This window comes from Bradyrhizobium sp. McL0615 (genome assembly GCF_049993905.1).
Classification (GTDB): domain Bacteria; phylum Pseudomonadota; class Alphaproteobacteria; order Rhizobiales; family Xanthobacteraceae; genus Bradyrhizobium.
In genome coordinates this window covers 2,818,482-2,839,239 of record NZ_CP188254.1, presented here as the reverse complement: position 1 = coordinate 2,839,239, position 20,758 = coordinate 2,818,482, and the positions used below count along the sequence as shown (strand labels likewise).

The 20,758-nt window shown below is 63.5% G+C and carries 18 protein-coding genes; 4 read left to right on the top strand and 14 right to left on the bottom strand.

Annotated features, from left to right (window positions below):
- Positions 1-47: 47 nt before the first annotated feature.
- The 6 genes from ACPPVP_RS13540 to ACPPVP_RS13515 all read right to left on the bottom strand — a co-directional run bounded on the left by ACPPVP_RS13540 (position 48) and on the right by ACPPVP_RS13515 (position 6,729).
- Positions 48-1,028 (bottom strand): ABC transporter ATP-binding protein, encoded by a 981-nt coding sequence (locus ACPPVP_RS13540; protein WP_426534951.1) that lies wholly within the window; start codon positions 1,026-1,028, stop codon positions 48-50.
- Positions 1,025-2,020: an ABC transporter ATP-binding protein gene (locus ACPPVP_RS13535; RefSeq protein ID WP_426534949.1), complete on the bottom strand. Its 996-nt coding sequence runs from the start codon at positions 2,018-2,020 to the stop codon at positions 1,025-1,027. The genes ACPPVP_RS13540 and ACPPVP_RS13535 overlap by 4 nt, the downstream gene beginning before the upstream one ends.
- Complete coding sequence (locus ACPPVP_RS13530) at positions 2,017-2,889, bottom strand: ABC transporter permease (RefSeq protein ID WP_426534947.1); 873 nt, start codon at positions 2,887-2,889, stop codon at positions 2,017-2,019. Before ACPPVP_RS13530 ends, ACPPVP_RS13535 begins: the two co-directional genes overlap by 4 nt.
- Entirely contained in the window at positions 2,876-3,826 is a 951-nt protein-coding gene (locus ACPPVP_RS13525; protein ID WP_426534945.1) for an ABC transporter permease, read from the bottom strand. The genes ACPPVP_RS13530 and ACPPVP_RS13525 overlap by 14 nt, the downstream gene beginning before the upstream one ends.
- Before the next feature lie 6 nt (positions 3,827-3,832).
- Positions 3,833-5,374 carry an ABC transporter substrate-binding protein gene (locus tag ACPPVP_RS13520; protein ID WP_426534943.1) on the bottom strand — a complete coding sequence of 514 codons (1,542 nt, stop codon included), beginning with the start codon at positions 5,372-5,374 and terminating at the stop codon, positions 3,833-3,835.
- A gap of 149 nt (positions 5,375-5,523) precedes the next feature.
- Positions 5,524-6,729: a CaiB/BaiF CoA transferase family protein gene (locus tag ACPPVP_RS13515; protein WP_426534941.1), complete on the bottom strand. Its 1,206-nt coding sequence runs from the start codon at positions 6,727-6,729 to the stop codon at positions 5,524-5,526.
- A gap of 186 nt (positions 6,730-6,915) precedes the next feature.
- On the opposite strand from ACPPVP_RS13515, the gene glgA reads away from it, so the two are divergent.
- Positions 6,916-8,343: a glycogen synthase GlgA gene (gene glgA / locus ACPPVP_RS13510; protein WP_426534939.1), complete on the top strand. Its 1,428-nt coding sequence runs from the start codon at positions 6,916-6,918 to the stop codon at positions 8,341-8,343.
- Positions 8,344-8,349: 6 nt separating this feature from the next.
- On the opposite strand, the gene ACPPVP_RS13505 is transcribed toward glgA, so the two are convergent.
- Together ACPPVP_RS13505 and ACPPVP_RS13500 are read right to left on the bottom strand one after the other, a co-directional pair.
- Entirely contained in the window at positions 8,350-9,510 is a 1,161-nt protein-coding gene (locus tag ACPPVP_RS13505) for a patatin-like phospholipase family protein (RefSeq protein WP_426534937.1), read from the bottom strand.
- Between the two features lie 27 nt (positions 9,511-9,537).
- A complete protein-coding gene (locus tag ACPPVP_RS13500) occupies positions 9,538-10,362 on the bottom strand; it encodes a 3-hydroxybutyrate dehydrogenase (RefSeq protein ID WP_426534935.1) in 825 nt (274 codons plus the stop codon).
- A gap of 186 nt (positions 10,363-10,548) precedes the next feature.
- Here ACPPVP_RS13500 and ACPPVP_RS13495 point away from each other — a divergent pair, with 186 nt between their 5' ends.
- Positions 10,549-11,451 (top strand): LysR family transcriptional regulator, encoded by a 903-nt coding sequence (locus ACPPVP_RS13495; protein ID WP_426534933.1) that lies wholly within the window; start codon positions 10,549-10,551, stop codon positions 11,449-11,451.
- Between the two features lie 8 nt (positions 11,452-11,459).
- On the opposite strand, the gene ACPPVP_RS13490 is transcribed toward ACPPVP_RS13495, so the two are convergent.
- Positions 11,460-12,173, bottom strand: a complete 714-nt coding sequence (locus ACPPVP_RS13490) for a peroxiredoxin-like family protein (protein ID WP_426534931.1) — start codon at positions 12,171-12,173, stop codon at positions 11,460-11,462.
- 87 nt (positions 12,174-12,260) lie between these two features.
- Complete coding sequence (locus ACPPVP_RS13485) at positions 12,261-12,542, bottom strand: hypothetical protein (protein ID WP_426534929.1); 282 nt, start codon at positions 12,540-12,542, stop codon at positions 12,261-12,263.
- A 253-nt stretch (positions 12,543-12,795) separates the two neighbouring features.
- On the opposite strand from ACPPVP_RS13485, the gene ACPPVP_RS13480 reads away from it, so the two are divergent.
- The gene (locus tag ACPPVP_RS13480; protein ID WP_426534927.1) at positions 12,796-13,287 is read left to right on the top strand and encodes a cupin domain-containing protein; all 492 of its coding nucleotides are present in this window, start codon (positions 12,796-12,798) and stop codon (positions 13,285-13,287) included.
- Positions 13,288-13,409: 122 nt separating this feature from the next.
- The gene (locus ACPPVP_RS13475) at positions 13,410-14,636 is read left to right on the top strand and encodes an MFS transporter (protein WP_426534925.1); all 1,227 of its coding nucleotides are present in this window, start codon (positions 13,410-13,412) and stop codon (positions 14,634-14,636) included.
- Here ACPPVP_RS13475 and ACPPVP_RS13470 read toward each other — a convergent pair.
- From ACPPVP_RS13470 to ACPPVP_RS13455, 4 genes are all read right to left on the bottom strand, one after another.
- Positions 14,608-15,837 carry an MFS transporter gene (locus tag ACPPVP_RS13470; RefSeq protein WP_426534923.1) on the bottom strand — a complete coding sequence of 410 codons (1,230 nt, stop codon included), beginning with the start codon at positions 15,835-15,837 and terminating at the stop codon, positions 14,608-14,610. The genes ACPPVP_RS13475 and ACPPVP_RS13470 overlap by 29 nt on opposite strands.
- A 169-nt stretch (positions 15,838-16,006) precedes the next feature.
- Positions 16,007-16,489 (bottom strand): PRC-barrel domain-containing protein, encoded by a 483-nt coding sequence (locus tag ACPPVP_RS13465; protein ID WP_426534921.1) that lies wholly within the window; start codon positions 16,487-16,489, stop codon positions 16,007-16,009.
- A gap of 43 nt (positions 16,490-16,532) precedes the next feature.
- Positions 16,533-18,731: a glycogen debranching N-terminal domain-containing protein gene (locus ACPPVP_RS13460; RefSeq protein ID WP_426534919.1), complete on the bottom strand. Its 2,199-nt coding sequence runs from the start codon at positions 18,729-18,731 to the stop codon at positions 16,533-16,535.
- Between the two features lie 67 nt (positions 18,732-18,798).
- Positions 18,799-20,562, bottom strand: a complete 1,764-nt coding sequence (locus tag ACPPVP_RS13455) for an ABC transporter ATP-binding protein (RefSeq protein ID WP_426534917.1) — start codon at positions 20,560-20,562, stop codon at positions 18,799-18,801.
- Positions 20,563-20,758: the final 196 nt, after the last annotated feature.

Below are 20,758 nucleotides of genomic sequence, written 5' to 3'. Positions count from 1 at the left end.
GCCACGTCTGCCCAATCGAGACAAACGCGGGCGGCAGTCTTCGTTATTCAGATCAGAGGGTGATGGCAGGCCACGAACTGGCCGGGCGCCACGGCGCGCAGTTCCGGCATCTCGTCGCTGCATCGCGGATCGGCGCGGGAACAGCGGGTGCGAAACCGGCAGCCGGACGGCGGCGCGATCGGCGATGGCGGCTCTCCCACCGGCACGGTCTCGGTGGGGCGGACGTCCGGATCGGGTACCGGGATGGCCTCGATCAGCAGCGCGGTATAGGGGTGCGCCGGCCGGGCGAAAAGCTGTTCGGAGGGGCCGACCTCGCACAACCGGCCGAGATACATCACCGCGACGCGGTCGCTCACCGCCTTCACCACCGCGAGATCGTGCGCGATGAACAATAGCGTCAAGCCGAACCGGCCCTTCATCTCTTCCAGCAAATTGAGGATCTGGGCGCGGATGGACACATCGAGCGCGGAGACCGGCTCGTCGCAGACGATGAACTCCGGATTGAGAATGAGGGCGCGCGCAATGCAGATGCGCTGACACTGTCCGCCGGAGAATTCATGCGGCAGCCGCCCCACGACCAGGGTCGGGTCAAGCCCGACCGCGCTCAGCACCTCGTGGATGAGCCGCTCGCGCTTCTCCGGGTCCTTGACGCCTGCAATCACCAGCGGCTCGGCGACGATGTCGCCGATCTTGCGTCGCGGGTTCAGCGAGGCGATCGGATCCTGGAAGATCAATTGCACGCGCCGGCGCATCTGGCGCAGCGCATCGCCCTGCATTGTCGTGAGATCGTGCCCGTCGAACAAAACCCGTCCCGAGGTCGGCCGGCGCAGCTGCAGCACCGCCCGGCCCAGCGTCGACTTCCCGCAACCGGATTCGCCGACCAGACCCAGCGTCTCGCCGCGCGCGATCTGCAGGGACACGCCGGACACGGCATGAACGATCTTGGTGCCGACGGGATATTCCACGACCAGGTCGTCGACGGCGAGCAGCGGCTCGCCTGAAGCGGCCGACACGGCTTGCTGCATCATGCGACGGCTCCCACGCGGACTTCGATGGGACGGAAGCAGGCATATTGATGGTCGCGGGACTCGGCTTCCGTCAACGCCGGCTTCTCGGTCTGGCAGCGGGCCACCGCATAGCGGCAGCGCGGCGAGAACGAGCAGCCCTGCAGCGGCCGGGTCGGATCGGGCGGACGTCCGGAGATCGCCGGCAGCGGCGTGTGGGGCGCGGCATCGAGCCGTGGCAGCGCCGCGAGCAGCGCTTCGGTATAGGGCATCCGCATCTTCTTGAACAAGGCCGGCGTCGGTGCGCGCTCGACCACGCGGCCGGCATACATCACGGCGACCTCGTCGGTGCGGCCGGCGACGACGCCGAGATCGTGGGTGATCAGGATCATCGCCATGTGGCGGCGGCGCTGCTCGCGCGCCAGCAGGTCGAGAATCTGCGCCTGGATCGTGACGTCGAGCGCGGTGGTCGGCTCGTCGGCGATCAGCAGTTTTGGCTCGCAGGACAGTGCGATCGCGATCGCCACCCGCTGGCGCATGCCCCCGGAAAGCTGGTGCGGATACTGCACCAGCCGCTGCTCGGGCGCGGGGATGCCGACCGCCGCGAGCAATTCGACACTGCGTCTGGTGGCGGTGGCGTCGTCGAGTTCCAGATGCTCCTGCAGCGTCTCGATCAACTGGGTGCCGATCGTGAGCACTGGGTTGAGCGAGGTCATCGGATCCTGGAACACGACCGCCAGCGAGCGCCCGCGCAGCTTGCGCAGTTTCTCCGGCGAGAGCTGCAGCAGATCCTGCCCGTCGAACATCACGCGGCCAGAGAGTTTTGCCTTCTTCGGCAGCAATTGCAGGATCGCCCGCGACAACATGGTCTTGCCGCAGCCGGATTCGCCGACGACGCCGAGCGTCCGGCCCGCGCCCACCGTGAGGTCGACATGATCCACCGCGCGCAAATTGCCGCGCGGCGTCGGCAGATCGACGACAACGTCCTCGACGGAAAGCAGGTTATTCCCGGTCACAGCGCGCCCTGACGTGGATCGGTGAGCGCACGCAGCGTATCGCCGATGAGATTGAAGGAGAGCACGGTCAGGAACATCGCGATCGCCGGAAGGAAGGCGAGCCTCGGCGCGACCTCCAGGCTTTCGCGCCCCTCCCCGATCATGCTGCCCCAGCTCGATATCGGCGGCGGCACACCGAGGCCGAGGAACGACAAGGCGCCCTCGACCACGATGGTAACAGCGACGCCGAGCAGGAAGAAGGCAAACAGTGGCAGGATGACGTTCGGCAATAGTTCGCGCAACAGGATGCGCGCATGCGTCGCTCCCAACGCCTGCGCCGCGATGACGAATTCACGACGCGCCAGCGTCAGCGTCGCCGCCCGCGCCACCCGCATGAAGGCGGGAATGCCGAGCACACCGAGAATGAAGGTGAGGTTGAGGATCGACTGCCCGAGAAAGGCGGTCACAGCCAGCGCCAGGATCAGGGGCGGAAACGCCAGCAGCACGTCCATGCTGCCAACCACGACGGACTCGAACCGGCCACGGAAATAGCCCGCCAGCATGCCGAGCGCGCCGCCGATGGTGAGCCCGATCATCGGCGCGCACAGCCCGACCACGAGCGAAATCCGCGCGCCATAGACGAGCCTTGAGAGCTCGTCGCGGCCAAGACCGTCGGTTCCGAGCCAGTGCTCCATGGAGAACGGAGCACGTCGTTCCAGCATGTCCATGTCGGTCGGGCTCGGTAGCGGCAGCACAGGCGCAAGGATCGCGACCGTGAACATGAAAATCATCCAACCGGTCGCTATCCAGAACAGCAGTCCCAATCGGCGTCCGCGCTTTGCCGGTCGCGCCGCGACGCCCTCGTCGATGGTGAGTTCAAGCGTGGCCATGACGAATCCTGGGATCGAGGACGGCGTAGAGCAGATCGACGATAAAGTTCATGATCACGAAGCCGGCGGCGACAATCAACACCACACCCTGCAGGATGATGAGGTCGCGGGTGTAGATGGCACCGACCAGCAGCCGGCCGATTCCCGGCAAGGCAAAAATCGTTTCCACGATGACAGTGCCACCGATCAATCGACCGATATTGATGCCGGTTATCGTGACCAGAGTGAGCGACGAGGGCTTCAGCGCGTGCACGAACAGGATGCGCGAGGCCTTCAATCCCTTGGCTTTCGCCAGCGCGATATAATCTTCCTGCAGGGTTGCGATCATGTCCGATCGCAGCACCCGCATGATCCCCGGCCATTCGGCGAGCGCCAGCGTCAACGCAGGCAGCACCATGAACCGCAGATTCGCGATGGGGTCTTCGGCGAAGGGCACGTACCCCGTCGCCGGCAACCAGCGCAGTTCCACCGCGAATAGATAGATGAGCAGGATCGCCGACAGGAAGGCCGGTACGGAAAGCATGGCAAACGCGCTGCCGGTCATGAAGCGATCGAAGGCGCCGCCACTGCGTGCGGCGCAAACGATGGCGAGCGGCACGCCAATGACGAGGCCCATGATCTCGGCCAGGATCATCAGTTCGAACGATACCGGCAGCCGTTCGGTTACTGCCTGCAGCACGGTTTGCCCGGTGCGGAACGACCGACCGAAGTCACCCTGCAGGATGTTACCGAGCCAGCTGAAGTAACGTATCCAGACCGGCTGATCGAGCCCCATATCCTTGCGGAGCGCCGCAACGTTCTCCGGCGTCGCTTGATCGCCGAGGATTACGTAAGCGAGATCGCCCGGCAAAAGCGACGCGATGAAGAACGTCAACAGCGATACGGCGATCAGAACCGGTATCAGATACAGAAGCCTGCGCGCGACAAAGAACAGCATGGAAGATCATTCCAGCCAGGTGTCCGATACGTCGATCACCCCGTGATAGATTTTTGGCAGGCCCTTCAGCTTGGATGTCGCGATCGCGTAATAGGTGTTCTGGAAGGACCAGAACCAGATCGCCTCCTGGTTGATAATGCGGCTGATCGCGCAATAATCCTCGGTTCGCTTTTCCGGATCGGCCGTGACTCGCGCGTGGTCGAGCAGCTTGTCCAGTTCGGGATTGGAGTAATTGGCAAGCGCGACCGGGCTGCCCGTGCGGAAGTTGGCGTACATCTGGGGATCGGGATCGGCAAGATCGACGATCCGCCATGGCGTCAACTGGAATTGGCGCATGAAAGCGCGCGGCACGACGGTAGCCTGATCGATTTGCTCGATCTCCATATTGGCGCCAGCCCGTTTCCAGAACTGCTGCAGCACCTGACCGATGGTGCGGCCGCGCGGGGTCGCGGTAACGATCATCTTGAACTCGACCGGCTTGCCGTAATCCTTGATCAGCGCCTTTGCCTTCTCGAGGTCTTCGGGGAGCGCACCATCGTCCTTGCATTTGACCCAGGAACCGTCGCCATAGGGGTTGCTGGCAGGCCTCGCTAGGCCATTCGTGATCGCCTGCGACATCTTCTTGCGGTCGAGTGCCATCACCAACGCCTGGCGCACGCGGACATCATCGAACGGTGCGACCTTGGTGTTGAAGGCGTAAACCTGCGCGCCGGACCCGGCATAGGTGTGCACCTTCATCTTGGGATCTTTTTGCGCGCGCGCGATGTTGTCGGCGCTGTATTCGTCGTCCCAGACGATGTCGGCCTCGCCCGACTGCAGGCTGGCAAAGCGCGACTGCGCATCCGGCAGCGGCTTCAACACAATGCGGTCGAGATAGGGATGGCCCTTGTTCCAGTAGTCCGGATTCTTTTCCAGCACCATGCGGTCGCCCGCCGTCCATGACTTCAGGATGTAGGGGCCGGTGCCGACGGGATTGCGGTTGTAGTCGTCGCCCTTGGTCTTCCACGCCGTCGGCGAGTGAACGACATTGTTGGAACTCTGAATGGTCATCAGTGCAGGCTGGTTCACCTGCGGATCGTTCAGATTATAGACCACCGTCAACTCGTCGGGCGCCTGCACGTTGTTGACGTAGGCGATGTAGAACGCGCATCGGCATTTATTGGCCGGATCTTTCTGCCGGTCAAAGTTCTCCTTGACCGCTTGCGCATTGAACGGCGTGCCGTCGTGGAATTTGACGCCGGGCCGGAGCTTGAAGGTCCAGGTCTTGTAGTCGTCCGAATGGGTCCAGGACAACGCCAGCTTCGGGACCGGTTTGCCGTTGTCATCCAGTGCAACGAGCGTGTCGAAAATCGCTGCCGCCGCGGTTTCCGCCGAGGTGTCGTAAACGCCGACCTTCAACGGGTCGAAACCAGGGATATCCAGTTCGAGGCCGACGGTGATGCTGCCGCCCGCTTTCTGCGCGTTGGCGGGCATAGCCGACAATGCCACACCAAATCCCGCCACAAGAAATATACGCGCAAGCGCACTCGAACGGATCGCAGCTTTCATTGATGTTCCCTCCCGATGTGTCATCCGTCCGGTATTCCGGATCATGATCGCTGCGGTAAGATTGTCTGGAATCGCCGTCGCGGGCAAGGCCGTTCGCAACCCGCAGATGAAACGCCGCAGGTTCATGTTTCGCTATGCGGACCGCACCGTCAGCCGCGTCCCGCTATCTGCGCCTTGCCGGCAAAGGCTGCGATTTCATCCTCCGACAGGCCGGTCTCTTTCAGGTAGGCACGCGTGTGCTCGCCGAGCGTCGACATGCGCCGCGCCGCCGACACTTTGGCGCCAGACATGCGGAACGGCAGGTTGAGCACCTTGAAGGTGCCACCGCCGTCCTCGACCTCGGCCAATGCACCGCGGTGGGCGATCTGCGGATCGCGCAGCGCCTCGGCGACGGTGCGATAGGCTGATGACGGAACGCCGCGCGCATTGAGCGCAACGAGGCACTGTTCGGTCGTGACGGTGCCCGACCACGCCTCGACGCCTTCCATCAGGCTCACCCAGTTTTCCCGGCGGTCGGAATATTTCGCAAAGCGCGGATCGCTCACCCATTCCGGGTGACCGATCACCTGCATCAGGCTCTGGAAAGTTTTCTCGCTGGCGATCGCCACCATCACATAGCCATCCGCCGTCACGATCGGGCCGAACATCGGCCGCTGCGTCGGCTTCACTTCGAATTGTGCCCATTGCAATTCGCTCAGCGTCAGGCTCAGCATCGATTCCAGCATTGAGACGTCGATATGCTGGCCCTGCCCGGTCGCGTTGCGCTGATACAGCGCCGCCGAGATGGCGCCGAACGCATAGACGCCGGTCAGCACGTCGGCGTGATAGATGCCGCAATAGTCCGGCCGGCTGCGTCCGGGCTGATAGGCCAGATGCGCCATCTCATAGCCGGAGGCCGCATGAATCACCGGCGCATAGGCCGGCAGTTCGGCCGACGGCCCGGTCTGGCCGTATCCCGAGATCGAGCAATAGATCAGCTTCGGGTTGGCCTCATGCAGCGCGGCGTAATCGAGCTTCAGTCGCCGCATCACGCCCGGACGGAAATTCTCCACCAGCACATCCGCGGTCGCGACCAGCCGGCGAACGGCTTCGGCACCCTGCGGCGACTTCAAATCCAGGACCAGGCTGTTCTTGCCGACATTGAGCTGGCCGAAGGCGGTCGAGCAGCTATTCCGCACCGGCGGGCGGGTCCGCATCGTCTCGCCTTCCTCGGTCTCGATCTTGATAACCTCCGCTCCCATGTCAGCGAGCATTCGTGTACAATGGGGGCCGGCAATCGTGGTGGAGAAATCGAGGACCCGCAGGCCGGTAAAGCTGCCTGTCAAATTCCTCTGATCATTGCCGGCTATCGTCATTGCGTGAAACTCCCTAGGCCTTTTCCGGCCATTCGTTTTGGTTGGCGGCCGAGACCCTAAATTGTGCAGCGTCGACAGGAAAGCAGTTCGCTCAGGAACGACGACCCCGAGCGCGCGTTATAAGGGTAAGGAAGTTGGACCCATTCTTGCATCTGTAGCGTTGCGGTTGGTACGAGGACGTTTGCCTTGAAGGTCTTGTTCGTCACCACTGAAATGGATGATTTTGTCCGGGTGGGCGGTCTCGCCGCCGTATCTGCGGCACTGCCGCGGGCGCTGCGCCGCTGGAGTGACGTCCGGATCATGTTGCCCGGTTACCGGGACATCATCGAACAGTTCACCCACATTGAAATCGTTGGGGAATGTCCCGCGCTGGCGGAGATGCCGGCCTGCTCGCTCGGGCGGGCATCGACCAAGGATGGTCTGCCGGTTTACGTCCTGCTCTGCCCCCAGTTGTACGACCGACCGGGCAATCCCTATGGCGACGAATCAGGGCGCGACTGGCCGGACAATGACGTCAGGTTCGGTCGGTTCGCCTCCGCCGCCGCCGAACTTGCCGCGGGCACCTTGGACAAGAATTGGGCAGCGGACCTGGTTCACGCCAACGACTGGCAGGCCGCGCTGGCGCCGGCCTATCTGGCATGGCGAGGCTCAAAGGTCCCCTCGATCCTGACCATTCACAACCTCGCCTATCAGGGACTGTTCCCGCAGGACTCGCTGCGCCGGATCGGGGCGCCCGAAAGTTCCTTCCACATCGATGGGCTGGAGTTCTACGACCATGTCTCGTTCCTCAAGGGGGGCCTCGTCTACGCCTCGCACCTGACCACCGTCAGCACCACCTATGCGAAGGAGATCACGACGCGCGAGCTCGGCTGCGGGCTGGAAGGTCTGTTGCAGCGCCGCTCGGACGCCGCCCAACTGACCGGCATCCTGAACGGTATCGACGAAAGCTGGGATCCCAGCGCCTGCGCGCATCTGGCGCAGACGTTCGTTTCCGGCGACTGGGAAGGCAAGCAGGCGAACGCCGATTACGTACGCAAGCAGTTCGGCCTGGCGCTGTCGCGGGGTCCGCTGTTTGGACTTGTTGCCCGGCTGGTGCACCAGAAGGGCGTCGATCTCGTTTTGTCCGCGGCTGACGAAATCATCGAGGCCGGCGGACAGATCGTGGTGACCGGCAGCGGCGAAGCCCAGATCGAACAGGCGCTGGTCAACGCGCACCGCCGCAGGCCCGATGCGATCGGCGTCGTCATCGGCTTCAACGACGCTCAGGCGCGGCGGATTTTTGCCGGCAGCGATTTCACGCTGATGCCGTCGCGGTTCGAACCGTGCGGGCTGAGCCAGATGTATGCGCAGCGGTTCGGATCGCTGCCGATCGGCCACCAGACCGGCGGACTGGCGGAGACCATCAAGGATGGCGAAACCGGATTCCTGTTTTCGCAGCCGTCGGCGGAATCTTTCCTCGGTGGCGTCCGGCGCGCCTTCGATGCGTTCCGCGCCAAGGACCGGCTCGATGCGATGCGGCGCAGTGCGATGGCGCGGTCGTTTAGCTGGGATCTGTCGGCCGCCCTTTATAGCTCGCTGTACCGCAAGACGATCGCGCCTTCCATCGTCGCGTGACGTCCCTTACTCAGCCGCTTCCGGCATGACTTCCATCTGCTCGTGGAGAATCACGCCGGAGAGCGGATCGAACCCGCCGAGCCAGGGCTTCCTTTCGAGTACCGCCCTGGTGTGGTGGTAACCTGCGTCCCAGCGCTGCATAATGCCGGACGGACTGAAATCGATATCCTTGGTGTGATCCTCGCGGCTGAGCTGTGGAGCAAGCAGCCGCACCACATGCATCCGGGTCGGGCAGCCATAGCCGGCAAGCTCTCTCACCGCTTCGCTGTTGCGCTCAGACTCCGGCAGACGCGCAGCAAGCTGGTTGATGACGTGGCGCAGGCGATGCGCCTGCTGCTGCCGCGCGATATGGCTGGCGATCCGGCTGGAATACTGCACGTCCTTGTGGCGATTGAGCACCTCCGCCATCGTGGTCGGCTCAGGCCCGGACGGATTCCACAAATGCACCGCGAAGATCAGCGAGTTCTTGCGCGGATTGTCGTCGAACACCGCCTCGGTCGGCGTGTTCGACAATATGCCGCCGTCCCAATAAAGCTCGCCGTCGATGCGTACCGCCGGAAATGCCGGCGGCAGCGCACCCGAGGCCATGATATGCCTGACGCCGAGTTCGCCATCGCGGCTGTCGAAATAACGCATCTGGCTGGTGCGGACATGGGCGGCGCCGACCGTCAGGCGCGGCGTGCATTGGTTGACCAGATTGAAATCGACCAGTTCCGTCAGCGTCCGCTCCAGCGGCGAGGTCGAGTAATAGCCGGCATTGTCGGCGCCGAGCGGATAACCGTCGCCGGCATGGGCGAGCGGGTTGGGCCGGAAGAAGCCGGGAATGCCGTTAGTCACCGTCGACCAGTAAGAGAGCTTTTCGTTGAACCCCGGAAGGATGTCGCGAAAACTCCAGACCGGGTTCTGCTCCATCTTCTTCCAGAACTCGCGCAAGCGCGACAGCCGGATGTGCGGCACATTTCCGGCGATCAGGCTGGCGTTGATCGCGCCGATCGAGGTGCCGATGATCCAGTCCGGCTCAATCCCGGCTTCATGCAGCGCCTGATAGACGCCGGCCTGATAGGAGCCGAGCGCACCGCCGCCTTGCAGCACCAGTACGACCTGTCCCGGATCGGATTTGGCCTGCGATCTGTTCGGCGAAAAGCCGATGTCCTGAACATCTCTCATGTCACGCTCCCTTGGATATTCGCGGCGCTAATGGGCAGTCCAGCCGCCATCGACCGGCAACGCCGTGCCCGTGATCGATGCCGCCGCGTCGCTGGCGAGAAAGACCGTCAGCGCGCCCAATTCCTCGACCGAGGCAAAGTGCTTGTTGGGCTGCTGCGCCAGCAACACATCGTGGATGACCTTTTCGCGGGAAATGCCGTGCGCCCTGGCCTGGCTGTCGATCTGCGCCTCGACCAGCGGCGTATAGACATATCCGGGACAGATCGCATTGCAGGTAATGCCGTCCTCGGCGGTCTCGAGCGCGGTCACCTTGGTCAGGCCTACGATGCCATGCTTGGCCGCGACATAGGCCGCCTTGAAGGGCGACCCGACCAATCCATGCGCAGACGCGATGTGTATGATCCGCCCGAACCTGTTCTGGCGCATGGCCGGCAACGCCAGCCGCGTGGTGTGGAACGCCGACGACAGGTTGATCGACAGGATCGCATCCCATTTCTCGACCGGAAACTGCTCGAGCGGCGCGACATGCTGGATGCCGGCATTGTTGACCAGAATATCGAGCCGGCCGTGACTGGCGACGGTCGCCGCGATCATCTGGGCAATCGCCTCCGGGCTCGTCATGTCGGCCGCGGAATAGCTGACTTCGACACCGAAATCGGCGGCAATCCGATCCCGGGTCTTGGCGATCTCGGCCGCGATGCCAAAACCGTTCAGCACCACCGCCGAGCCGGCCTGCGCCAGCGCGCGGGCAATCCCGAGCCCGATGCCACTGGTCGAACCCGTGATCAGCGAGACCTTGCCGGTCAGCGGCCGCGAGGCCGCAGCGTCCTGGGCTTTGAGCTGGATATTCATGGGCCTTCCTTTCGTGCGGGGATTCAGCGCTTTACGCTGACCATCTCGGCTCCACCCTGCCCGGCCGTCTTCATGGAAGGAAATGCCGTTTGGCTTCCAAAACCATACGCTGACGCTATCGCGGTTATGGTGTCGTCGAGCGCCGCGATCGGGTACGTTCCGGACACGATTAAACGGGGCACCGCCATGGAGATGCATCAGGTTCGCTACTTCCTTGCGGTCGCGCGCGTGCTCAACTTCACGCGCGCCGCCGACGAGTGCAACGTGACACAACCGTCGCTGACGCGGGCCATCAAGCAGCTGGAAGCCGAACTCGGCGGCGACCTGTTTCGCCGCGAGCGTCCCGCCGCGCAATTGACCGAACTCGGCCAGCGAATGCATCCGCTGCTCAAGCAGTGCTATGAGGCAGCGACCGGCGCACGCGAACTTGCCTCGTCCTTCAAGAGCGGCGAAGTCGGCGCGCTCCGGATCGCGCTGACCCATTCCGTCGACCTGTCGCTCCTGATTCCGCATCTCGACCAGATCAAGCGGCTGTTCAACCGCCTGGAGTTCCGGTTTCTGCGCGGTAATGCCCGCGAAGTCGCCGAGTTTCTCAAGAAGGGTGAAGCCGAGCTCGGCATTGCCGCCGAGATCAGCGAGGAATGGGAACGGCTCGACACCTGGCCGCTGTTCACGGAAAGCTTTCAACTCGTCGTCAACAAGAACCACCCGCTGGCGACGCGCGACAAAATCGAATTCAGCGATCTTCGTGCCGAGCAATTGCTGTCGCGGAATTACTGCGAACATGCGGCGCGGGTGAACACTTCGCTTCGCGAACATGGGCTCGACGTCGATCGCAGCCACGAGATCGCTTCCGAACGCGATTTGATCGAACTGCTGGAGGCCGATATCGGCGTCGCCGTGGTACCCGATACCGCCTCGATCCCGCCGACGCTTAAACGTACCGCCGTCGAAGGGCTGGATGCGCGGCGCACCGTGAACCTCTACGGCGTCGCCGGGCGCGAACGGACTGCAGTGGCATCCGCCGTGATGCGAATGCTGCGCGGCGCCGACTGGCCGCAATTCATTGCCAAGTCGTCTGGCGTCTGAGAGAAGCGTTACCGTGCTTCGCTCGCGCCCTTCAGCGCGGCAATCAGGTCGTCGATCTCCATGCGCTTGCGGAAATCGGGATCGACGAAGCGCGCCTTCACCAATCCGTCGCGACCGACCACGAAGGTCGCCGGGATCGGCAACACCCAGCCGTCATTGCCCTGGAAGCTCGCCATATCCTGGTATGACAGCAACCGCTGGATTTCGGTGCCGAGCCAGATCGCAAGATTGAGCGACAGTGCGTAGCCATTATCGAGGTCGCTCAGCACCGGAAACGGCGCTGCCGCCTCGGATTTGAATTTCCCGGCATAGGCCTGCGTCTCCGGCATGATCGCAACCGTTTGCGCGCCCAACGCCTTGATCCGGTCCTGGGCCTGGATCACCGCCCGCACATTCAGCCGGCAATAAGGGCACCAATGCCCGCGATAAAACATCACCGCAACCGGGCCATGGTCGAGCAGTGATTTCAGGCTGACCAGCCGGCCGGTCTCGTCCGGCAGCAGGAACGGCGGCATCGCCTCGCCCGGCCGCGGCGCGTTTTCGCCGCCGCCATTCTGATTGAGTCGCACCACCAGCCGATCGACCGCCTCGCCGTAGGCCGGAAAGATCTCCCGTCCCGCCGCGGCGTAGGCCTCTAGCTGATCGCGCAAGGTGCCCTCCATGTCACGGCATTGCTGAAACGCCTGCTTGAGGCGTTCGGCATTGGCTGCTGATAGCAACATGTTCTGCTCCGGCATTCGGCTGCTCGATACTATTTTCCGGTCCGGGCCACCCGCAAGAGGAGGCCCGGAGGTGTTGAACGCCCTGGATCAGGGAATATAGAAGTTACCCGTCGGGTCGAGCATACCCGAGGTCGAATAGAGCTGGCCATTGTTCATGAAGAACACGGTGTTGTTCGGCACCTTGGTGGCGTTCTTCATCATCGCCTCATGGTTCTTCTCGCCGGGGGCTATGGTTATGCCGGACATTTTTCCTCCGACATAGACGTGGGCCATGCCCGACTTGAATTCCATGGGAGCCTGCGAGAAGGCAGAAGTTGCAATCGCCGCAAAAGCAGTGGCGGCAATGAGGGTCTTGGACAGTGTGGTCATGGGGGTCCTCAGGATGAATGACAAATGACGCCCGCCAATCGGGCGCTGTCCCATCAGAGGGCCGCCTGGCCTGAATGAGAAATGCCGTTGCACAATCGGTTCGATAGCCGCGGCGTATTGAGAGACTGCAATAGCGCGACGCTATGGAGTCGAGAGTCAACCGGCATTTCCTCTTCCGCGCCAATTCCGCGACTGTCGTGACGTAGCCGGCCGGATCATTCCGAGCCGCATAACCTGAAGAGGAGACCACGACATGTCCAAGTCCAACGTCACGCCACATACGATCCGGCAGGGCCTCGCGCTTGCCGCAATCGTCGCAGGCTCGTTTGCGGCAACCTCCGGCGCCATTGCCGGCGAATGCCCGGCCGGCAAGATGCAGCCCAACGTCCGCCCGATGGTCGACACCAAGCCGGTCGGCGTTACCGACGTGACGCTTGGCGCGATCAATCTCGAAAAGCAGCCAGCCAATATCAGGGATCGCGAGCTGCGCTTCCGCAAGCTCACCATCGAGCCCGGCGGGATCGTGCCTTGGCACAGCCATGACGATCGTCCCGCGCTGATCTTCGTCCAGCAGGGCGAGATCGTCGAATATGCCAGCAACTGCGCCGAGCCGATCGTGCATAAGGCCGGCGAGATCAGGCCGGAAGTCGCCGGCACCTCGCACTGGTGGAAAAACCTCGGCAAGGAGACCGTTATTCTCTATGTCGGCGACGTCCGCAAGGATCCGCACGACCACAACATGTAAGGAGCTGTAACGAGCGCCATCCGACGTCTCGTTGCCGGATGTGACGGCCTGGGGTCTCACGTGTCGCCCCACGCGCCCAGGCGTCACATCCTTCTTTCTCAAGAGCAGCATTGAGCAGCGCCATGACCGATATCTCCGCGCAAATGAAATCGGAAGCGATGGAAATGCACGGTCATTCACCCGGCGCGGTGCTGCGGTCCCTCGTCACCGGTCTCACGGCGTTCCTGACCGTGGTCGATCTGTTCGCCACGCAGGCGATCCTCCCCTCGCTGACCCGGCATTACAACGTGACCCCCGCGGCGATGGGCTTTGCGGTCAATGCGAGCACCATGGGCATGGCGGTCGCGGGGCTCGTGGTTGGCTTCCTGAGCCCACACATCGACCGCCGGTTCGGCATACTCCTGAGCCTGGTCCTGCTCGCGATCCCCACCACGCTGCTGGCGAGCGCCCCCGATCTAACCGTGTTCACGATCCTGCGCATCGCGCAGGGACTCTGCATGGCCTCGGCATTTGCGCTGACGCTCGCCTATCTCGGCGAGCAATGCAGTTCGATGGACGCAGGCGGCGCGTTCGCCGCCTATATAACTGGCAACGTCGCCAGCAATCTGGTCGGACGGCTGGTGTCGGCTGCTTTAGTCGACACGATCGGGCTGGCCTCGAACTTCTATTTCTTCGCGCTGCTCAATCTTGCCGGCGCGGTGCTGGTCTACTTCACCATCCAGCGCGTCAAGCCGATGCATGCGATGCCCACGGCGCGATCGCCGTTGGCTGCCACGATCGGACATTGGCGCAACCCGGCGCTGCGCTCGGCCTTTGCCATCGGCTTTTGCATCCTGTTCGCCTTTATCGGCACCTTCACCTTCGTCAATTTCGTGCTGGTGCGCGCGCCGCTGTCGCTGGGGCGGATGGATCTCGGCCTGGTCTATTTCGTGTTCGCCCCCTCCATGGTCACGACGCTGTTCGCCGGCAGGGCGGTGGCGCGCTTCGGCACCCGGCCGGCGATCTGGAGCGCGCTCGCGGCCGCCGCTCTGGGCCTGCCGCTGATGCTGTCCTCGCATCTGCCAGAGGTGCTGGCGGGAATGGTGCTGGTCGGCGTCGGCACATTCTTCGCGCAGGCCTGCGCCACCGGCTTTGTCGGGCAGGCCGCCGGCGATAACCGCGGCATTGCAAGCGGCACCTACCTTGCCTGCTATTTCCTCGGTGGTCTGGTCGGCAGCGCCGTGCTGGGCCTGTTGTTCGACCGCTTCGGATGGACCGCCTGCGTCGCTGGCGTCGGCGCGTCGCTAGCCATCTCGGCGCTACTCACCGCGCGCCTCACGCTTACTCAACCCGCCGCGTCTCCGGCATGAACAGCCAGATCACCGTCAGGCCGACGGCTGCGACCCCGGCCAGTCCCGTGAAGGCGAAGCTGCTGCCAAACGTGTCGCTGATATAGCCCGCCAGCACCGTGCTCAATGACGCGCCGATACCGGTCGCGGTTCCGACGATGCCTTGCGCCAGATTGAAGTGGCCGCTGCCGAAGGCGACGTCGGCCACGATCAGCGGGATCATCACGCTGAGCACCGCCGCGGTGATGCCGTCGAACACCTGCACCGCGACCAGAAGATAGGGATCGTTCACCACCGCAAACAGCAGGCCGCGGATCGCCAGCGCGCCGAATGCCAACAGCAGCAACGGCCGCCTGCCCCACACCTGAGCCTTGCGGCCAACCGAGGGCGAGGCCAGCGCGACAATGGCCTGCGGCACGATGATGCAGGCCGCAATCAGCACCGGCGCCCATTGGCTCGACCGCATGGTGACGACGCCGGCCATCAGCGGCAGCATGGCGGCGTTCGCGAGCTGAAACAGCAGCACGCCGCCCGCAAAAATCAGCAACGGACGCTGGCGCAGCAGGTGGAAGACACTGGTGGCCTCCTTATCGGGAACCTCCCGCACGAGGGCGCCATGACTTTGAGCCACATCGATCTCTTTCTCGCGAATCCGCGAGAGCGCCAGCAATGTCGGGATCGCGAGCATGAAGGTCACGAGAAACACCGACCGGCTCGACAGCAGGTAACCGGTCGCGCCCATCAGCGCCGCCGCCGAGCCGTTGCCGAGCGAAGCGAAGCGGGCATTACGCCCAAGCCGTTCCCCCATCGCGAAGGGCCCGACCAGGCCAAGACTGATCGCCGCAATCGCCGGACCCAGCACGCAGCTCGCCAGCGCATGCAGCGCCGCCGCTGCAGTTATCACCGGAAAGATCGGCCATAACGCATAGGCCAGCGCGGCGCAGCCGATGGTGGCGACCGCGAGGCCCGCCACTAGCCGCTCGGAACGCGCGGCATCGACGATAGCGCCGCCCGGCATCTGCCCGAGCAGGCCGATGATGCCACCGATCGACAGCACGAAGCCGATCTCGACCTGCGTCCATTTCTGCGTGGTCAGATAGACCGCCACGAACGGCCCGAAGCCGGTCTGAACGTCGGCGAGAAAGAAGATGAACCAGTCGAGGCCGCGCTGGCTTTCACGCGACGGTTTTGGCTTGCCGCCGGGCGCGGGCGGCAGCAGCATAACATTGTCGTCACCGGCGGATCGCCCGCGGCGACCGTCGTCAATCCGATCAAACGATGGGGATGGACGCGCGACCAGCTGCTGCTCCTCCTTATTTGGGCATGAACTCCGGACAAACGCCTTGCGTTTGTCCCGGGGAAAACCGGTAGCAACTGTTCCGGATCATGCGCTAGTGATCGAAATCCCACGGCTGCAGACGGCCGGCCGCACCGAGCACGATGACCGGCGCGTCCTCCTTGTATTCGGGCGCCGCCGACACCTGCGCCTTGGTCAGCTCGAGCGTGATGCTGTCACGCTTGTTTGCGACGCCGCCGAAACGCAGCGCGCCCCAGTCGACGACGATCTTCCGGCTGCCGACACCGAGGAAACCGCCGAAATCGATCACGGCGGCGCGCACATTGCCCTCACGATCCACGATTGCGTCGACGACGCGCCCCATATCCTCGTTCGCGGCACTGCGAACCTCGCGGCCGAGAATGCCGTGGGCATCCTTGGCACCAATCACGGTAACCGACGGCGGCGGCGCGGGTTCCTTGGCGGCGTCGGTCGGAGCCGTGCGGGCACCTTGCGTCGCGCCGGTGTCCTCCGCCGCAGACGCCGGACCACCGGCCAATCCAGCGATCAGAAACAGAATAAGAATACCAATGCGCATGTGGTCACCTAACTCCTGGATACAATGAGCCGCGCATGGCCCCTCAATGCGTCAATACGATCGACACCTGAATCTGGCCTCGCGTTCGCACCACCTCGAGCGACACTTCATCGCCGTGGCGGCGAACCCTCAAGTCGACGCTGGAAGGCCCGAGCCGCAGATCGCGCAACAACACTTCGTTGAGGAATTCCGGCAAATGCGGATCGCGCAGGCGGATCTCACCGCGTGCGGCATCGAATTCGAGACCGAGGGCTGCTTCCAGCAGGCTGAACGGCGTCGCGCTGGCCCAGGCCTGCGGCGCGCAGGCGACGGGATAGAGCACCGGTCCGCGCCGCCTCTCGCGCTGGAATCCGCAGAACAATTCCGGCAGCCGCCGCAGATCCATATAGCTCGCGGTGTCGAACAAACCCCTGAACAAATGCGCCACCGAATGCTTGAGGCCGTAGCGCGCGAAGCCGAGCGCGATCAGCGCATTGTCGTGCGGCCAGATCGACCCGTCGTGATAGGACATCGGGTTGTAACGGGCCTCGCCGCGCGCAACGGTGCGGATGCCCCATCCCGAAAAGAATTTCTGGCTCATCAGATCGGCCGCAACCCTCCGCGCTCGATCGGTTCGGACGATGCCGGTGAACAGAAGCTGGCCGGCATTCGACGTACGCACCTTGCATGGCCGCTTGGCGCCGTCGAGCGCCAGCGCATAGGTGCCGAGCTCCTCGCACCAGAACGCCTCCTCGAAACGCTCGGCCAACAGCAGCGCCGCGGATTCGAGCTGCGCCGCCTGGTCGATCTTTCCCAGGCGCCGGGCGCAGCGCGCCGCCAACCGCTTGCCGGCAAAGACATAGCCCTGAACCTCCGCCAGCGCGATATAGCCTTCGGCGAGTTGTCCATCAGCATGGAAGATCGCGTCGAAGGAATCCTTCCAGCCCTGGTTGGCAAGCCCCTGCTCGGTGGCGCGCTGGTATTCGACAAAACCGTCGTGATCGGGATCGCCTGAAACGTCGATCCATTGCAACGCCGCCTCGATCGCCGGCCACAGCTCGGCCAGCGTTTCGTCGTCGCCCGTACGCTCGACGTAGAGACCGGCCAGCAGCACGAACAGCGGCGTCGAATCGACGCTGCCGTAATACTGCGCGAACGGCACCTCGCGCAGCGCGGCCATCTCGCCGCCGCGCATCTCGTGCAGGATCTTGCCGGGCTCGGCGTCGGCGAGCGGATCGGTGGTCTTGGCCTGAAAGAAAGCCAGCCGCCGCAGCACCCCTTGGGCAATGCGCGGATCGATCCACAGCATCTGCAGCGCGGTGATCAATCCGTCGCGGCCGAACGTGGTCGAATACCAGGGAATGCCCGCATAGGGATATCTGCCCTGCGGCGTTTCGGTCATCAGCATGTTGAGGTCGGCCATCGCCTGGCACAGCACCTCATTGAAGATATCGTTCGACGTCTCGATGCTGGCCGCGCCTGCTGTCGAGCGCCGCATCTCGCGACGATGTGCCAGCAGGCCGCGGAAGAACGGCGGCGGCTTCTGCATGATCGGCTTGTTGCAGGATACCGCGACGAACAAGGCGGTCGCTTCCTTCGGCTCCAGGTCGAAATGAAAGGTCGCCGAGTGGGTGGCGAGCCGGGTCGGCCGCGGCTCGAAATGCAGGGCGGTAATTCGGATCTGACCGTCGAGCCCGCTATATTCGAGCACGACGTCGGCGGGGCCGAGCAACCGGCTGGAGCCCACGCCCCGGCGCGGCCGGCGCTCGCCGCGCACCTCGAACAAATCGGCGAAGTCATTGTCGAACAGCAGCGTCAGGTCGAAGCTCGCCGGCCGGTCGCCGTGATTTTGCAGAGCGATGCGCTGGTAGGCCGTGCCGCGCCACAGGAAAATCGAACGCACGATGTGCAGCGTATCCTTCTGCAGCGCCAGCCTGCCGTTGCGGTACACGTCGGAATTGGTGAGGTCGACGGTCAGCGCCGAATTGTCGTCGCGCAGATTGGAGCCGAGCAACAGCGGCTGGACTTCGTCGAGCACCATTTCGAGCCGCGCCAGATAACGCGTGTCGGCGTTGAACAGGCCGTCGGGTCCGCCGGCAGAGGCGCCGATATCGCCGTGGCTGTCCAGCACGATAAAGGTGTCGTCATGCTTGAGCGAGCGGCGCTGCCGCGTCGCCGGGCCCGTCATCGGAATGTAGAACGGCGATTCCGCCACGTGTTCGGCGGCCTCAATGGTGATGAGTTGAGTGACTTCCGCCGTCATTTGAACCTCAAGCGATTGTTTTGCGTTGCGATGGACGCATCGGGAACGCAAACGCTACTGGCGACGATCACGCCGCATGACTGGCGAGCCGGCCCATTTCGCGCGCGACCAATTCCCGGTAAGGGCCCCTTCCCTGCACGAGGATATCCGGCGGACCGTCCTCGATGATCCGGCCGCCCTGCAGCACCACCACGCGGTCGAAATTGCGCAACGTGGCGAGACGATGGGCGATGGCAATCACCGTGCGCCCGCGCATCAGCCGTGACAAGGCCTCTCGGATCGCCTCCTCGGAATCGCTGTCGAGCGCCGCGGTCGCTTCATCCAGCAACAGGATCGGCGCGTCCTTCAGGAAAGCCCGCGCGATGGCGATGCGCTGCCGCTGGCCGCCGGAGACCTTGATGCCGCGATCGCCGACCATGGTATCCATGCCCTCGGGAAGATTCTCGATGAAATCACAGCGCGCCGCGATCGCCGCGCGCAGCACCTCGTCATCGGTCGCGTTCGGCCGTCCATAGCGGATGTTTTCCATGATCGAGCGGTGGAATAGCGAGATGTCCTGCGGCACCACCGAGATCGCCTCGCGCAGGCTTTGCTGTGTCACCCGCGAAATGTCCTGGCCGTCGATCGTGACGCTGCCGCGCTGGATGTCGTAGAACCGCTGCAGCAACGCGAACAAACTGGATTTTCCGCCGCCGGAATGCCCGACCAGTCCGACCCGTTGTCCCGGCTGAATGCGCAACGAGAACTTGTCGAACACCTGTGCGCCGCCGGGATAGTGGAACGCGACGTTGTTGAAGGAGACGGCGGCTCCGCTGCGGATCAGCGGCTCGGCCTCGGGATGATCCTTCAATTCGTGCGGCAGCAACAGCGTCGCGACCGCTTCGGTCAGGCGGGCAATGTGCTGGGTGACGTCGACCAGCGCCACCGCAAGGTCACGCGTCGCGCTCAGGATCGAAAGCCCGAGCGTGCAGACCAGCACCACGTCGCCGGTGGACGCCGCGCCTTGCTGCCAGAGCGTGATGGACCACGCTAGCAGCGCGATGGTCAGTATGATTGTCACGACGGCGTGAAGCAGCCGAAGCTTCTCGAGATAGCGCAGGCTGCGGCCCCGGGCGTCGAGTTCCCGCTCGACGGTGGCGTCAAAGCGGTCATGTTCGTAGCTCAGGCCGCAGAAGGCGCGGACCAGCGGCAGGTTGCTGATGACATCCACCATCTCGCCGTCCACCGCAGCCGCCTTGTCGGCAAATTCGTCATGCAGCGGCTTGCCCGCCGCAGCGAGGCGGAACATCGCCATCAGCATGATACCCGCGATCACGATCAGCCCCGCGGACATCGCCAGGCTGACCGTTCCGATCAGAAGAATTGCCGAAATGGTCGCGATGCACGGCGGCAGCACGTTCCAAACGAACATGTTCTCGACGGTAAACACTGCGTTGGATGTCGCCGTAATACGGCTGGTCAGCATTCCCGGCAGACGATCTGAGAAATAGCTGGGGGCATGACCGGTCAGATGGCGGAACATATCGCGGCGGAGATCGCCGGTGACGCCGACGAAGGTGAAGCTCGCGGTCCAGCTCGCGACCCGCCACAAGAGATTGTCTGCCGCAATCAGCATCATGAGAAAACCGAATGCCAGCCATACGCCGTTGGCGTGCGACGAACCGGCTGTCAGGCTGTCGACCAGGTTCTTCACGCCGTACTGCGTGCCCACCGAGCAGGCAACTGCTGCCACGACAGCAGACACAATGATCACATGCGCCGCACGTCGCCGGCGCATATAGCGCAGAACGAATGAAAACGGATGCCGCACATAGCCTGAGAGATTATCCATGAGTTCCGCAAACCTGTTGAGAGTGAACGAGAATCCCTACCGCGTATCGCACACGATGACGTGAAGAATGCCGCTTCGGGTTTCCGCGCATGTGGCCATCACCGCGCAACAATTTTGCAGCATCGAGACGGCCTTAAATCTGTTCGTGTCAGATGGCATCAGCAAGACAGCCGTGTGGAGGAAGCAAGATGTGCTG